The organism is Variovorax sp. DAIF25 (genome assembly GCF_050711835.1).
In the GTDB taxonomy this organism is placed as follows: Bacteria; Pseudomonadota; Gammaproteobacteria; order Burkholderiales; family Burkholderiaceae_C; genus Variovorax.
Genome location: NZ_CP136636.1, coordinates 5,433,769 through 5,449,131 on the forward strand (window position 1 = coordinate 5,433,769; position 15,363 = coordinate 5,449,131).

At 64.1% G+C, this 15,363-nt stretch carries 7 protein-coding genes; all 7 read left to right on the forward strand.

Annotated elements, in window-relative coordinates:
• Nucleotides 1-23: 23 nt before the first annotated feature.
• The 7 genes from R0232_RS25185 (at nucleotide 24) to R0232_RS25215 (ending at nucleotide 15,359) form a co-directional block, all read left to right on the forward strand.
• Nucleotides 24-2,381: a cytochrome P450/oxidoreductase gene (locus tag R0232_RS25185; protein ID WP_431509820.1), complete on the forward strand. Its 2,358-nt coding sequence runs from the start codon at nucleotides 24-26 to the stop codon at nucleotides 2,379-2,381.
• A gap of 221 nt (nucleotides 2,382-2,602) precedes the next feature.
• On the forward strand, nucleotides 2,603-4,819 hold the full coding sequence (locus R0232_RS25190; RefSeq protein ID WP_431509821.1) for a type I secretion system permease/ATPase: 2,217 nt from the start codon (nucleotides 2,603-2,605) through the stop codon (nucleotides 4,817-4,819).
• A complete protein-coding gene (locus R0232_RS25195) occupies nucleotides 4,816-6,294 on the forward strand; it encodes an HlyD family type I secretion periplasmic adaptor subunit (RefSeq protein WP_431509822.1) in 1,479 nt (492 codons plus the stop codon). The genes R0232_RS25190 and R0232_RS25195 overlap by 4 nt, the downstream gene beginning before the upstream one ends.
• A 71-nt stretch (nucleotides 6,295-6,365) precedes the next feature.
• A complete protein-coding gene (locus R0232_RS25200; RefSeq protein WP_431509823.1) occupies nucleotides 6,366-7,181 on the forward strand; it encodes a hypothetical protein in 816 nt (271 codons plus the stop codon).
• A 3-nt stretch (nucleotides 7,182-7,184) separates the two neighbouring features.
• On the forward strand, nucleotides 7,185-13,943 hold the full coding sequence (locus R0232_RS25205; protein WP_431509824.1) for a calcium-binding protein: 6,759 nt from the start codon (nucleotides 7,185-7,187) through the stop codon (nucleotides 13,941-13,943).
• Nucleotides 13,944-13,953: 10 nt separating this feature from the next.
• Entirely contained in the window at nucleotides 13,954-14,769 is an 816-nt protein-coding gene (locus tag R0232_RS25210; RefSeq protein WP_431509825.1) for a tetratricopeptide repeat protein, read from the forward strand.
• Nucleotides 14,766-15,359 (forward strand): esterase/lipase family protein, encoded by a 594-nt coding sequence (locus R0232_RS25215; RefSeq protein ID WP_431509826.1) that lies wholly within the window; start codon nucleotides 14,766-14,768, stop codon nucleotides 15,357-15,359. The genes R0232_RS25210 and R0232_RS25215 overlap by 4 nt, the downstream gene beginning before the upstream one ends.
• The last annotated feature ends 4 nt before the right edge of the window (nucleotides 15,360-15,363 follow it).

A 15,363-nucleotide genomic window follows, 5' to 3' on the forward strand; every position in this document is an offset into this window, starting at 1 on the left:
GCCGCGCGGAAGGAGCCTTCTCGATGTCCACCGTTTCCGAAGCCGCCGCCGCGCGCACCGGGGGTTGCCCCGTGGCGCACGGCGACCTGTCCGCCGAACGCTCGCCCACCGGCTGCCCGGTGAGCCGGCGCGCCGCCGACTTCGATCCCTTCGAGGACGGCTACCAGCAGGACCCGCCCGAATACGTGCGCTGGGCGCGCGAGCAGGAGCCGGTGTTCTACAGCCCGAAGCTCGGCTACTGGGTGGTCACGCGCTTCGAGGACATCAAGGCCATCTTCCGCGACAACCTCACCTTCAGCCCCTCGATCGCGCTCGAGAAGATCACGCCCACCGGCCCCGAGGCCAACGCGGTGCTCGCGAGCTACGGCTTCGCGCTCAACCGCACGCTGGTCAACGAGGACGAGCCGGCCCACATGCCGCGCCGCCGCGTGCTGATGGACCCGTTCACGCCCGAGGCGCTCAAGCACCACGAGCCGATGGTGCGCCAGCTCGCGCGCGAGTACGTCGACCGCTTCATCGACGACGGCCGCGCCGACCTGGTCGACCAGATGCTGTGGGAGGTGCCGCTGACCGTGGCCCTGCACTTCCTCGGCGTGCCCGAGGAGGACATGGACACGCTGCGCCAGTACTCGATCGCCCACACCGTCAACACCTGGGGCCGCCCCAAGCCCGAGGAGCAGGTGGCCGTGGCACACGCGGTCGGCAACTTCTGGCAGTTCGCGGGCAAGGTGCTCGACAAGATGCGCCTGAACCCCGACGCGCCGGGCTGGATGCCCTACGGCCTGCGCAAGCAGAAGGAGCATCCCGAGGTCGTGACCGACTCCTACCTCCACTCGATGATGATGGCCGGCATCGTGGCCGCGCACGAGACCACCGCCAACGCCACGGCCAATGCGATGAAGCTGCTGCTGCAGCATCCGCAGGCCTGGCGCGACATCTGCGAGGACCCGGGCCTGATCTCGAGCGCGGTCGAGGAATGCCTGCGCCACAACGGCTCGGTCGCGGCCTGGCGCCGTCTCGCGACGAAGGACGTGCAGGTCGGCGGCATCGACATTCCCGCCGGCTCGAAGCTCTTGATCGTCACCTCGTCGGCCAACCACGACGAGGCGCATTTCGCCGATGCCGACCTGTTCGACATCCGGCGCGACAACGCCAGCGACCACCTGACCTTCGGCTACGGTTCGCACCAGTGCATGGGCAAGAACCTCGCGCGCATGGAGATGCAGATCTTCCTCGAGGAGTTCACGCGCCGCATCCCGCACATGAAGATCGCCGAGCAGCAGTTCAGCTACGTGCCCAACACCTCGTTCCGCGGCCCCGAGCACCTGTGGGTCGAATGGGACCCGGCCCACAACCCCGAGCGCCGCGATGCCGCGCTGCTGCAGCAGCAGGTGCCCGTGCGCATCGGCGAGCCCTCGAAGCATGCGATCTCGCGCCAGATGGTGGTGCAGAGCGTGACCCCGGTCGCCGAGGGCGTGGTGAAGCTGCGCCTCGCCACGCCCGACAGCCGCCCCGTGCCGCGCTGGACGCCGGGTTCGCACATCGACATCGAATGCGGCTCGCCCGAGCGCTCGCGCCAGTACTCGCTGTGCGGCGACCCGGCCGAGGCCGACGTGCTCGAGATCGCCGTGCTGCGCGAGGACGAAGGCCGCGGCGGCTCGGCCTGGGTGCATGCCAACGTGCGCCCCGGCGACAAGCTCAAGGTGCGCGGCCCACGCAACCACTTCCACCTCGACGAGAGCCGCCAGCGGCTCATCCTGATCGCCGGCGGCATCGGCATCACGCCCATCGCCGCGATGGCACGCCGCGCCAAGGCCTTGGGCCTGGCCTACGAGATCCACTACAGCGGCCGCAGCCGCGCGCGCATGGCCTTCGTCGACGAGCTGGCGGCGCTGCATGGCGAGCGCCTGCATGTCTACGCGAAGGAGGAAGGCCTGCGCTGCGACCTCGCCGCGCTGCTCGCCACGCCGCGCGAAGACACCCAGGTCTATGCCTGCGGCCCCGCGCGCATGCTCGACGCCCTCGAGGCCTGCTGCGCCGCCTGGCCCGAGGATTCGCTGCGCGTGGAGCACTTCGAATCGAAGCTCGGCACGCTCGATCCGTCGAAGGAACATGCCTTCGAGGTCGAACTCAAGGACTCGGGCATCGTCGTGCCCGTGCCGGCCGACCGCACCGTGCTCGACGCGCTGCGCGCCGCCAACATCGACGTGCAGAGCGACTGCGAGGAAGGCCTGTGCGGCTCGTGCGAAGTGCGCGTGCTGGCCGGCAAGGTCGACCACCGCGACGTGGTGCTGACGCGCTCGGAGCGGGAGGCGAATGGACGGATGATGACTTGCTGCTCGCGGGCTTGTGCGGGGGAGCGGTTGGTGTTGGAGCTTTGACCGAGGATCGATAGTTCTCAGGCTCTAGGACCTTGCCGACAGGCCTTTACAGGACACTTGTCAAGAGCTCCGGAGCTTTTGTCATTGAACTGTCGTTGTAGTTCGATCCATCTTCCGCTACCGTCCCCGGCACAAGAATGTGCAGGGAGTGAAAAGTGGGAGAACTGGGCCAAACGGGTGCCAGATCGGCATCGGCCGTGGACAGCGCGGCCATATCCAGCATGGAGGATGAGGTGCGATCCGAGGCATCGCCGTCTCTGGCGATGCTGTGCACGCTCGCGCGCTTCCACCAGATCGCAGCAGACCCTGCCCTGCTGGCCCACCAACTGGGCCTGGCATCTTCCGAGCCGATCGATACCGCAACCCTGTTGCGCGCAGCCCGCCACCTGGGCCTGAAGGCCAAGTCCAGCCGCAGCGGCATCGAGCGCCTGGCCCACACGCCCCTGCCCGCCCTCGCGGCACTGCGCGATCCCGACGGCAGTGAGCGCTTCGTCATCCTCGCCCAATGCGACGGCCAGCGCGTCCTGCTGCAAGACCCCGCCGCACCTACCCCGCGCCCCGTCATCGAACCCCTGGAAGTCTTCGCCACCCGCTGGAGCGGCGAACTCATCCTCGTCACCAGCCGCGCCAGCCTCGTGGGCGAGCTCGCCAAGTTCGACTTCTCCTGGTTCATCCCCAGCCTGGTGAAGCACCGGCGGCTGCTGGGCGAGGTGCTGCTGATCTCGTTCATGCTGCAGCTGTTCGCACTGGTCAGCCCGCTGTTCTTCCAGGTCGTGATGGACAAGGTGCTCGTGCACCGCGGCCTCACCACGCTGGACGTGCTGGTCGTGGGCCTGGTGGTGGTGGTCATCTTCGAGTCGCTGCTCAACGGCCTGCGCAGCTACGTCTTCAGCCACACCACCAGCCGCATCGACGTGGAACTGGGCGCGCGGCTGTTCCGCCACCTCGTGCAACTGCCCCTGGCCTACTTCCAGGCCCGGCGCGTGGGCGACTCCGTGGCGCGCGTGCGCGAGCTCGAGAACATCCGCAGCTTCCTCACCGGCAACGCCCTGACCGTGCTGCTGGATGTCGTGTTCTCGGTCGTCTTCGTGGCCATCATGCTGTTCTACAGCGTGCCGCTCACGCTGATCGTGCTGGTGAGCCTGCCGCTGTACTTCGGCCTGAGCCTGGCGGTAGTGCCGATCCTGCGCCGACGCCTGGACGAGAAGTTCGCGCGCGGCGCGGAGAACCAGGCCATGCTGGTGGAGACGGTGGGCGCCATCCAGACGGTCAAGGCCACCGCGCTGGAGCCGGCCTTCGCGCGGCGCTGGGACAACCAGCTCGCGGCCTATGTCAGCGCGAGCTTCCGCACCCAGAACCTCGCGAGCTGGGCCCACGAGGGCGTGAACCTGATCGGCAAGCTGGTCAATGCCGCCACCCTCTGGTACGGCGCCCACCTCGTGATGAACAACGACGCCACCGGTGCAGGTCTCACCGTGGGTCAGTTCGTCGCCTTCAACATGTTCGCCCAGCGCGTGTCGCAGCCCATCATGCGCATGGCACAGCTGTGGACCGACTTCCAGCAGACCGGCATCTCCATGGCCCGGCTGGGGGACATCCTCAACACGCGCACCGAGGTGCCGCCGAGCACCGCGGCCCAGCTGCCCGCGCTCAAGGGCCGCGTCACGCTGGAGGGGCTCACCTTCCGCTACCGCCCCGAGGCCCCGCCCGTGCTGCACGGCGTGAGCCTGGACGTGCGCCCCGGCGAAGTCATCGGCATCGTCGGGCGCTCGGGCTCGGGCAAGAGCACGCTGACCAAGCTCGTCCAGCGGCTGTACACGCCCGAGCAGGGACGCTTGCTGGTCGACGGCATCGACATCGGCCTGATCGACGCGGCGCAGCTCAGAAGACAGGTGGGCGTGGTGCTGCAGGAGAACACCCTGTTCAACCGCAGCGTGCGCGAGAACATCGCGATCGCCGACCCGGCCGCACCGCTGGAGGCGGTGCTGCATGCGGCGCGGCTGGCGGGTGCGCACGAGTTCATCAGCGAGCTGCCCGAGGGCTACGACACCGTGGTGGGCGAACAGGGCGCGAGCCTGTCGGGCGGCCAGCGCCAGCGCATCGCCATTGCGCGAGCACTGTTCACGCAGCCGCGCATCCTGATCTTCGACGAGGCCACCAGCGCGCTGGACTACGAGAGCGAGGCCATCGTGCAGCGCAACATGGCGCACATCTGCAAGGGGCGCACGGTCTTCATCATCGCCCACCGCCTGAGCGCCGTGCGCCATGCCGACCGGATCATCGTGATGGAGAAGGGGCGCATCGTGGAGGGCGGCACGCACGAGGCGCTGCTCAATCGGCCCAAGGGCATCTATGCCTACCTGTGGAACATGCAGGGCGGTGGGCACATGGAGGGCAATAACGGCGGCAAGCCCGCGGGTATGGAGGTGCCGGCATGACCGTCCCCATCCAGCGCACCGACGCGGCCAATCAGCCGAGCGTGCATCCACAACCGATGCACCCGGTCTTCGAGCTGCTGGGACGCTACCGCGCGGTCTTCCAGGCCGCCTGGCGGCACCGCCATGAGCTGGCGGGCCCGAAGCGCCTGAGCGACGAAGCCGCCTTCCTGCCGGCGGCGCTGAGCCTGCAGGACACGCCCGTGCACCCCGCGCCGAGGCGACTGGCCTTCGCGCTGATCGCGCTGTTCCTGATCGCGCTGGTGTGGTCCATCGTCGGGCAGGTGGACATCGTGGCGGTGGCGCCGGGCAAGATCGTGGTGAGCGAGCGCACCAAGCTGATCCAGCCGCTGGAGGTCAGCGTGGTCAAGCGGGTGCTGGTGAAGGATGGGGACCATGTGGAGGCCGGACAGGCATTGGTCGAGCTCGATCCGACCAGCGCCAATGCAGACAAGACCAGCATCGACGAGCAGCTGAAGTCGGCGCAGTCGGAGGTTCTAAGGACACGGGCCTTGCTGCAGGCACTCAATGCCTCATCTCCCCGAGCGCCCGAGCTGGGCACGAACCTGCCGGCCTGGAGCGAGGTGGACGTTGCCGCGGCGAAGCTCCAGCTGAGCGACGAATGGAGCGACATCACCGCCAAGCTCGCGAAGGCGGCGGCCGAACTGCAGCGCCGCCAGGCCGAGATCGCCACCGTGCGCGAGATGGTGGCCAAGCTCGAGACCACGCTGCCAATTGCCAAGCAGAGAGAGGCCGACTTCCATCAGCTGGCCAACCAGGGCTTCATGTCCAGCCATGCGAACCAGGACCGCACGCGCGAGCGCATCGAGCTGGAGCGCGACCTCGCCACCCAGCGCGCGCGGCTGGCCGAGGCGAACGCGACGCTGCGCGAGAGCGAGAACACCCGAGCCTCCTACATCGCCGAGACCCGCAATGCACTGCGCACCAGGGAAGCCGCGGCCGAGCTCAAGCGCCAGCAGGGCACGCAGGAACTCGCCAAGGCGGGGCAACGAGAGCGCCTGACGACCTTGAAGGCGCCGGTGGCCGGCACGGTGCAGCAGCTGGTGACGCACACCGAGGGTGGCGTGGTGACCGAAGCGCAGCCGCTGATGGTGATCGTGCCGCACGACGCGCAGGTCACGGCCGAGGTGACGCTGGAGAACAAGGACATCGGCTTCGTGAGCCCGACGCAGGAAGCGCGCATCAAGCTGGAGACCTTCCCGTACACGCGTTACGGAACGGTGGATGCGACGGTGAAGACGGTGACGGCCGATGCGGTCAATGACGAGAAGCGCGGGGCGATCTTCCCGGTGACGCTCAACCTCAACGCCACCAGCATCGATGTGGATGGCAAGCCGATCAGGCTCTCTCCGGGGATGAATCTGACGGCGGAGATCAAGACGGGGAAGAGGCGGGTTATTGAGTTCTTGCTCAGTCCGGTGGAAAAAGCCACTAACGAAAGTTTGAGGGAAAGATAGAGGCCCTAAATATGAATACTCATGTGCAAAACACACTTGGACGGAAGGACGGACTTGATATGAGGCATCTCGTGAACTGGCACCGCCTTCTACACGCAGGGGGTATCGTGGCATTGGCCGTGTGCATCACCTCGGTGACAGCGGCAATGGGACTGGTCGTGGCATCGGCGCAGACCCGTGAAGTACCCGCAACTGGGATCAGCTCTTCGGAACCGTCGACGCAGGCAAGCACACCTGCCCCGCCACTGCCAATGCCGCCCACACGGCTGGTGCCCCAACCTGAGGGCACGCCGCTGCCGCCACGGGACCCCACCATCGCCGATACATGGCCGCCCGAGTTCAAGCAGTTGATTGACAACATGATTACGTTGTTTCCGAAGAATACGGTCGATCCTGCGCCTAATGTCGAAGAGGTCCAACGAAGGATAGGGATCACGCTGACTGAAGAGAAACTAGATTTCTGGGATCAACGGAATTGGTACAAGCTGTATGGGGTCAGTGGAACTCGCTACGTAAACCCAAAAGATTCGATCGTTTTCAGATCGTTCTATGGAATCAGAAAATCAATAACTGACGATGGCAATCGATCTCAGCAGTTGCAATTGCAGATTGGCCCTAAATTGAGCGGGTTTTGCCTCAATCCCTACGATCTGGCAGTTTATACAGGGTGGAAATTCGTGAATGCAGATACTTCACCGCACGTCAATAAACGGTACTGGCCCCCTGCATACGTCTGGGGAATGTTTGCATGGAGTAACACTGGGCGCTATGGCGGGCCAGGCTATACCATTCTCGTGAGCATCACTGAAGACGCCACTGGAAAAATCGTCGGCGCCGATTGTGTTTCATCGATCACCGTTACCGGTCGTTATCCCAAAGAGGAATAAATCATGGCTGAAATCAAAGCGGAGATGTTTTCGGGTTTGAAGGATGCCAATGCGGCCCTCATCAACGATGTTGTAAGAATTTTGAATGATCCTCGATTTACGTTCGCCGAGCCTTTGCGACAAATTTTCCTTCAAAACAAATACATCTTGCGAACGGAGCAATCCGGAGACAGCATCGGATCGAATGACGCTGGATTATTCATCGACCCCAAAGACGTCGCCGGAATCAAGACGCTTGGCCAAATTGTTATTCAATCCAAGGATGTAAAAGACAGCGGTCTCCTTGGCGCCGTCAATCTCATCGAGATCATCATTCATGAAGGAATGGGTCATGGAAATGACGGAAAAATTCGAGAGCGCGCTGCAGCATCTAATGCAATAACAAATTCGGAAGGAACGCCGACAGAGCGTGGCGACAAATACATTAAATCCTTGTTGGACGACGAAGCTTTTTCTCGTTATCAGTCCTACCAAGCATTGACACAGATGATGGAGCTCAAGCTTTGGGAGCCGGGGAGAATCAAGGCATTTCTCGATGGCAATCCGTTGTTTCAGCAGTTTCAGCGCCTGGAATCTGAAGCGGCGATAAAGAACCTCACTGGAGACGCCAAGACGAGCTTCATGATCGAGGGAGTGCGTCCCATCATGGGTAGCTATAACAATGGGGTCTATACCGATAACGGCACCAGAGACGTTTTGAAGGCGCAGGGATTCGTTGAAGGAACGCCACAGGCGACGGAATTCCAAGCCTACATTAAAAAAATATACGGGGGTCTTGTCAGATTTACCCCGAACGATCTTGTGATGCACGATGACGGCTCCTTCAGCAGTAGCGTCGATTTCGCAAACAAGTCCAGGATGGAGTCGTTTTTTGATGCATCGGGAAAGCTATTCCGCCATATTCAGACCATCCCCGGTGACGCGGAAAAGGGACGGGCAACCATCATCAGCACCTATGGTCCGGATTCAGAGTATCCCGAGCGCATCGAGGTGCAGGAGCTCAGTGCGAATGGTCAAGTTTCATCGACCTATACGCTAGGCTCCGACGGTAGCTGGGACCCGACGTCCTGGATGCAGGACGGCCAGACCTACACCGGGGACGATCTGGGCGCGTTCATCTCGAATCTCCAGAACAATTCCGATGCAGCCGATTTGAGCAGCAGCGAGTCGGCGACCTATGGCCGCTACGACCAGCAGTTCGCCAGTTCCGGGGGCAACAACGCCGCTGGCGTCAGCAATGCCAAGGACACGGGCGCATCGTTGGACACGCTGGCCAAACGTCTCGGGATGCCTTCGGTCGGTGATCGATGGGCGCCGTACTTCCTCGGTGCCGGCATCCCCTCCACGCTGCTGCTGTCCAGCGGAATGGACGCAGCCGTCAGACAGGCATTGGGCATCTTGTCGCAAAGCCGCGTCAGCACATTGCGCCAGCAGACGCCCTCCTACTTCACGGTCACAGTGAACGGATATACCGCCAATCCGCTTCGTCCTCCCCCGCCGCCTCCGCCTCGCCCAACATCCGCCAACCTTTCGCTGCCGCTTGTGCTCGATCTCGGCGACGACGGGCTTGAACTGACGGCACTGGACCGCAGCAACGCCACATTCGACGTCGATGCGAATGGCCAGGTCAAAACAGTGGGCTGGGTAGGACGCAAGGAAGGCATCCTTGTGTTCGACAAGAACGCCAACGGCGTTGTTGACAATGCCAGCGAATGGTTCGGTCAGCAGTTTGCTGCCTCTGGCACACCGCCGGCGAACCAGGACGGCTTCAAGGCCCTGGCCACGCTGGCCAACGCCGGAGCGACGTCCTTCTCGGCAACCACCTCCAAGATCAATCCGGCCACGGGCAAACGCTACTTCGACGAATTGCAAGTCTGGATCGACGCCGACCAGGACGGCAAGACGGATGCGGGCGAGTTGCGCACCCTCGCGAGCCTGGGCATCACCTCCATCGATCTCGCCTCCCAGGCGGTCAACCGCAACGACGACGGCAACGTCATCCTGAGCAAGGCGAGCTACACGACGGCCGACGGCAAGCGCCACACGATCAACGATGTGGGATTGGCCACGGAACTGACAACACTCACGGACGGCGTGCGGCCAGTATCGGCCGCCGCGCTGGCCTTCGCGGAGTATGCGGGCAAGGGCTACGCGGCGATGGCAGCTGGTCAGGCCAAGGCGACCGCCATCCTCGCGATGAGCCGCCAGGCCAACGAGCAGTCGGCGATCTCGGCACTGCAGCGCACGTTTGGGATACCCCCGGGTACACCGCCTCTCGGTTCGGCCATGATCGAGTACCGTATCAAGGCGAGCTGGTCCCAGCAGGCAGGCCTGGGCCCGACGGGGCTGAACGACAAGATCACGTATTACTTTGCTCCGCCGGGGAGCGATCTGACGAGGATCGACCCCGCATTCCGGCGCATCAATAGCGCTCCAGCGGATATCGTCAATGTGCTCAACGGCATTGCCTCGCTGCGCCAGGGAGAGATCAAAGCAGCGCAGGCCATCGAATGGGCCGGAAACAAGCAAGCCGAGGCGCAGCGCAAGGCGCAGGTGGCCAATGCCACGCAGACAAGCGGTGCACGAAATGATGCCTCCGCAGCCGCACGGGTCGTCGCCGAGGCCTGGGATAACTCCATCGTCAACTACCTGGACGTGAGGGACCAGATCGAGGCCATGACGGCCCGGCTGCCAGACATCCAGAACAAGCTCAACGAACTGGTGCCGCAGAACCTCAATGCCAACGGACATCTGCCCAATGGGTGGACCTTCTTGACGCGCGCGGATGCCACGATGGCAGCCGAGGCGTTCCGGGCGTACGCGGCGGCGTTGCAACCGATGGCAGAGCTGAAGATCCTCGGCGACCAGATGCTCGGTGCCATCGCGCAGTCCAACGGCTACTCCAAGGCCTACGTCGGCAAAGACGGCCAGACCACCGCGGTGGACAACGGCTACAACCTGTTGATCGCCAACAGGGGCAACCAGACCTTCGTTCTCAACTCGGGCGTGGACAACGTCGCGGTGACCAACGTGTCTGGCCACATCACGGTCAGTGGCTTCCAGACGGGGACCAAGGGCGATCAGATTCAGTTCATCAACAGGCGCGGCAACAATGACTACATCACCATCGTCGATGATGGCCGAGGCAACACACTCCTGTACTTCAACGGTCAGCCCAAGGTGACCTTGCTGGGGGTGGATGCGGCGACGTTCAACCTGTATGCCAATCTGACGGGAGTCAATCACGTCGGATTCAGAACCTCCAAAAGTGGCGTGCGCAGCCTTCAAGGAGAAAACACCTTCGACGGACAAACCCACGTGACGTCGATCTCCGCCTCTGACGCTGGCGATACCTTGATCGGCGGCGAGCGCGATACCACCCTCGTCGGAGGAGATGGGCGCGATACCTTTGTTATCACGGGGGTGGGAACTCGCGTGGATGGTGTTGGGGGCAACGACACCGTGTCCTACAAGGAAATCAATGCTGGCGTCAAGGTTCGAGGTGAGAGAAGTCTGTCGCATTGGGATGACGGCGATCCGATCTATCGCGACACCATCGTCGATTCGCTGGGAAGCCAGATCAAGGATGTGAAGAACGTCATCGGGTCGCAGTTCAACGACCAGATTTCCACCAACGACTTCGACAACGTGATCGACGGTGGAGCTGGCAACGATGTGCTGGATGGCGGTTTGGGCAACGACACGCTGATCGGCGGCACCGGCAACGACACCTTCGTGGTGGATGCGGTGGGTGACGTCGTCACCGAACTGGCCAACGAAGGTACCGACTTGGTCCAGAGCGCCATCAGTTATACGCTCGGTGCTAACGTCGAAAACCTAACCTTGACAGGAACGGCGGCCATCAACGGCACGGGCAATGCCCTCGACAACGTGATCACCGGCAATGCTGCCAACAACACGCTGACGGGCGGTGCTGGCAGCGATACGCTCATCGGAGGGGCTGGGATCGACACGTTGATCGGCGGCGCAGGCAACGACACCTACGTGATCGACACTACGGCCGACGTGATCACCGAACTGGCCAACGAAGGTACCGACTTGGTCCAGAGTGCCATCAGTTACACGCTGGGTGCGAACGTCGAGAACCTTCATTTGACCGGCACCGCGGCCATCAATGGCACCGGCAACACGGCGAACAACATCCTCTTCTCGGGCGCCGGCAACAACGTGCTCAATGGCCTGGCCGGAATCGATACGGCCTCCTACCAGTACGCGCTCTCCGGCGTGACGGTCAGCCTGGCGGTGACCACCGCACAGGCCACGGGTGGCTCCGGCAGCGACACGCTGCTCGAGATCGAGAACCTCACGGGCAGCGCATTCAACGACAAGCTCACGGGCAACGCGACGGGCAACGTACTCGACGGCGGAACTGGCGCGGACACGCTGATCGGTGGAGCAGGCAACGACGTCTACGTCGTGGACAGCGCAGGCGATGTCGTGACGGAGCTGGCCAACGAAGGCTCGGATCTTGTGCAGAGTGGCACCACCTACACGCTTGGAGCCAACGTCGAGAACCTGACGCTGACCGGCATTGCAGCCATCAACGGCACGGGAAACGCCCTCGACAACGTGATCACCGGCAACGCCGCCAGCAACACGCTGACCGGCGGCGCCGGCAACGACACCCTCAACGGCGGGGCCGGTACGGACACGCTGATTGGCGGCGCAGGCAACGACACCTATGTGGTCGATGTCGCTGGCGACGTGGTCACCGAGCTGGCCAACGAAGGCACCGACCTCGTCCAAAGCGCCATCGCCTACACGCTCGGCGCCAACGTCGAGAACCTCACGCTCGCGGGCACTGCCGCCATCAACGGCACCGGCAACGCCCTGGACAACGTGATCACAGGCAATGCCGCCAACAATACCCTGACCGGCGGCGCCGGCAACGACACCCTCAACGGTGGGGCCGGTACGGACACACTGATTGGCGGCGCAGGCAACGACGTCTATGTGGTCGATGCCGCCGGCGATGTCATCACCGAACTGGCCAATGAGGGTACGGACATCGTCCAGAGCGCCATCACCTACACGCTCGGCGCCAACGTCGAGAACCTGACCCTCACGGGCAGCACGGCAATCAACGGCACCGGCAATGCTCTGGACAATGTCCTCACCGGCAACGCCGCCAACAACACCTTGACCGGCGGTGCAGGCAACGACACGCTGAACGGCGGAGCCGGTATAGACACGCTGATCGGCGGCGCCGGCAACGATGTCTATGTCGTCGATGTCGCCGGCGACGTGGTCACCGAACTCGCCAACGAGGGCACCGATCTCGTCCAGAGCGCCATCACCTACACGCTCGGCGCCAACGTCGAGAACCTCACGCTCACGGGCACCGCCGCCATCGACGGCACCGGCAACGCCCTCGACAACGTGATCACAGGCAACGCCGCCAGCAACACGCTGACCGGCGGCGCGGGCAACGACTCCCTCAACGGTGCAGCCGGCATCGACACCATGCTCGGCGGCGCGGGCAACGACACCTACTACGTCGACAACGCCGGCGACACGGTCACGGAACTCGCCAACGAGGGAACCGACATCGTCTACGCCTACGTCAGCCATGCGCTCGCCGCCAACGTGGAGAACATCCGCCTGCACACCACCGGCAACATCGACGCCACCGGCAATGCGCTGAACAACATCATGTACGCGGGAGACGGCAACAACGTGCTGAATGGCGGCGACGGCATCGACACGGTGTCGTATGCCTACGCAGCCTCGGCCGTCACGGCCAGCCTGGCCATCACCACAGTTCAGGCCACCGGCGGCTCCGGCAGCGACACGATCCTCAACGTCGAAAGCCTCGTGGGCAGCAACTTCAACGACAAGCTCACCGGCAATACCGCAGCCAACAGCCTGAACGGCGGTGTTGGCGCGGACACGATGATCGGCGGCCTGGGCAACGACGGCTACTACGTCGACAACATCGGCGATGTCGTGACCGAACTGGCCAACGAAGGGATCGACACCGTCTACAGCACGATCAGCTACACGCTGGGCGCCAACCTCGAGAACCTCTACATCAACACCACCGGCGCGGTGAATGCCACGGGCAATGCGCTCGCCAACGTGCTGTATGCCGGCGCGGGCAACAACGTGATCGACGGACTGGACGGCTCCGACACGGTGTCGTACGCCTATGCCGCCTCGGGTGTCACGGTCAGCCTGGCCAGCACCGCGGCGCAAGCCACCGGCGGCTCGGGCACCGATACGCTGCTCAACATCGAAAACCTGGTCGGCGGCAGCTACAACGACATCCTGATCGGCAATGCCGGTGCCAATGGCTTGACCGGCGGCGCGGGCAACGACACGCTCAACGGCGGCGCCGGCGCGGACACGCTGGCAGGCGGTGTAGGCAACGACACCTACGTGCTTGGCCACGGCTACGGCATCGACACCATCACGGAGAACGATGCCACGGCGGGCAACACCGACGTGGCGCAGTTCGCCGCCGATATCGCCATCGACCAGCTCTGGTTCCAGAAGGTCGGCAACAACCTGGAAGTCAGCGTCATCGGCTCCACCGACAAGTTCACGCTGAGCAACTGGTATCTGGGCGATCAATACCAGGTCGAGCAGTTCAAGGCCGGCGGCAAGACCCTGTTGGACAGCCAGGTGCAGAACCTCGTGCAGGCGATGGCGGGATTCGCGCCACCGGCGGCTGGGCAGACGACCCTCCCGGCCAACTACCAGAGCAGCCTGGCACCGGTGCTGGCAGCCAACTGGACCTGAGACCGGGACGATGTCGAACATCCCGAAGGGCGGCAGGACCTCCGCGGCACTTCTTCTGTCGCTGCTGCTGGCCGCATGCGCGACACAGCCCGAAGGAAAGGTCGAGCCGGCCGCGCAGGCCACGGCTTCGGCCAAGCCTGCGCCCACCACATCCGATGAAGACAACGACGCCAACGCGCAATTGGTGCTGCGCGCGCTGTCGTTGATCCAGGCGAAGAAGCCGGCCGAGGCCCTGCCGCTGGCGCAACAGGCCGTCGCCGAGTACGAGAAGCGCTATCGCGAGAGCGGCGTCATCTCGTTCTCGTCGCGGTCCCTGGTCGAAACCCTCGTCTACCTGGGCCAGGCCGCGAGCGCGAACACGCCGGCCAAGGTTCATGGCCCCTGGTTCGGCCTCGCCTACTTCACGCAGGGCTTCGCGCTGGTCGACCTGCACCGGATTCCGGAGGCCAGGCAGGCCTTCGATGCCGCCATCCTGCTGTCGCCGCAGAACTCCAAGTACCTGTCGGAGCGCGGCAACATCGATGCGCTCGAGAAGAACTGGCGCGCATCGTTCGACCGGTTCAAGCAGGCACTGGACGCAGCACAGCTCAGCCCGGAGCAGGTGAAGACCTCGGAGACCACGCGCGCACTGCGCGGCATGGCCTTTGCCGAGGTCGAGCTCGGCGATCTCGATGCCGCCAAGGCGCTGCACGAGCGCGCCCTGGCACTGGACCCCACCAACGCGATGTCGCGCAGCGAACTGCGCTACATCGAGCGCCTGAAGCAGCGCGTACCCAAGGTGCGCGCCCCCGACGAAGAAGCGAGGCCGAAGGAACGCACGGCATGAACGTGGTGCTGGTGCACGGCATCTTCGACGACGGCGCGATCTTCCGGCGCCTCGAGCGCAGCCTGCGCGACACCGGCCATCGCTGCTGGGTACCCGCGCTCAAGCCGGCGGATGGACGCCGCGGCATCCATGACCTTGCCTGCAAGCTGAAGGCCTACGTCGACGATCGGCTCGGCCCGACCGAGCCGATCGCCATCGTGGGCTTCAGCATGGGCTGCATCGTCTCGCGCCATTACCTGCAGCTGCTCGACGGGCACGCGCGCTGCGAGGCCCTGTTCGCGGTCTCGGCGCCGCACCAGGGGACGCTGCTGGCCTACCTCTATCCAGGAAAGGGCGCCCGCGACATGCGGCCCGGCAGCCCGGTGCTCGAGGAGCTTCGGCGCACCGAGCATCGGCTCGCACGGATGGCGGTGTTCGGGTACTGGACGTCTTTCGACGTGACGGTGTTCCCGGCCCGAAGCTCCCACTGGCCTCGTGCATCGAGCAGCCTCGATGCGCGGGCCCTGCTGCATCGGTTCATGCCGGGCAACACGCGCGTCTGCGCAGACATCGTCCAGCGGATGGGCGCCCTGGACGCAACGCGCGCCTGAAGCG

What these genes read in the sequence shown, in the direction of transcription:
- R0232_RS25205 (WP_431509824.1), top strand. Translation starts at nt 7,185, where the DNA reads ATGGCTGAAATCAAAGCGGAGATGTTTTCGGGTTTGAAGGATGCCAAT.
- R0232_RS25195 (WP_431509822.1), top strand. Translation starts at nt 4,816, where the DNA reads ATGACCGTCCCCATCCAGCGCACCGACGCGGCCAATCAGCCGAGCGTG.
- R0232_RS25185 (WP_431509820.1), top strand. Translation starts at nt 24, where the DNA reads ATGTCCACCGTTTCCGAAGCCGCCGCCGCGCGCACCGGGGGTTGCCCC.
- R0232_RS25190 (WP_431509821.1), top strand. Translation starts at nt 2,603, where the DNA reads ATGGAGGATGAGGTGCGATCCGAGGCATCGCCGTCTCTGGCGATGCTG.
- R0232_RS25210 (WP_431509825.1), top strand. Translation starts at nt 13,954, where the DNA reads ATGTCGAACATCCCGAAGGGCGGCAGGACCTCCGCGGCACTTCTTCTG.
- R0232_RS25215 (WP_431509826.1), top strand. Translation starts at nt 14,766, where the DNA reads ATGAACGTGGTGCTGGTGCACGGCATCTTCGACGACGGCGCGATCTTC.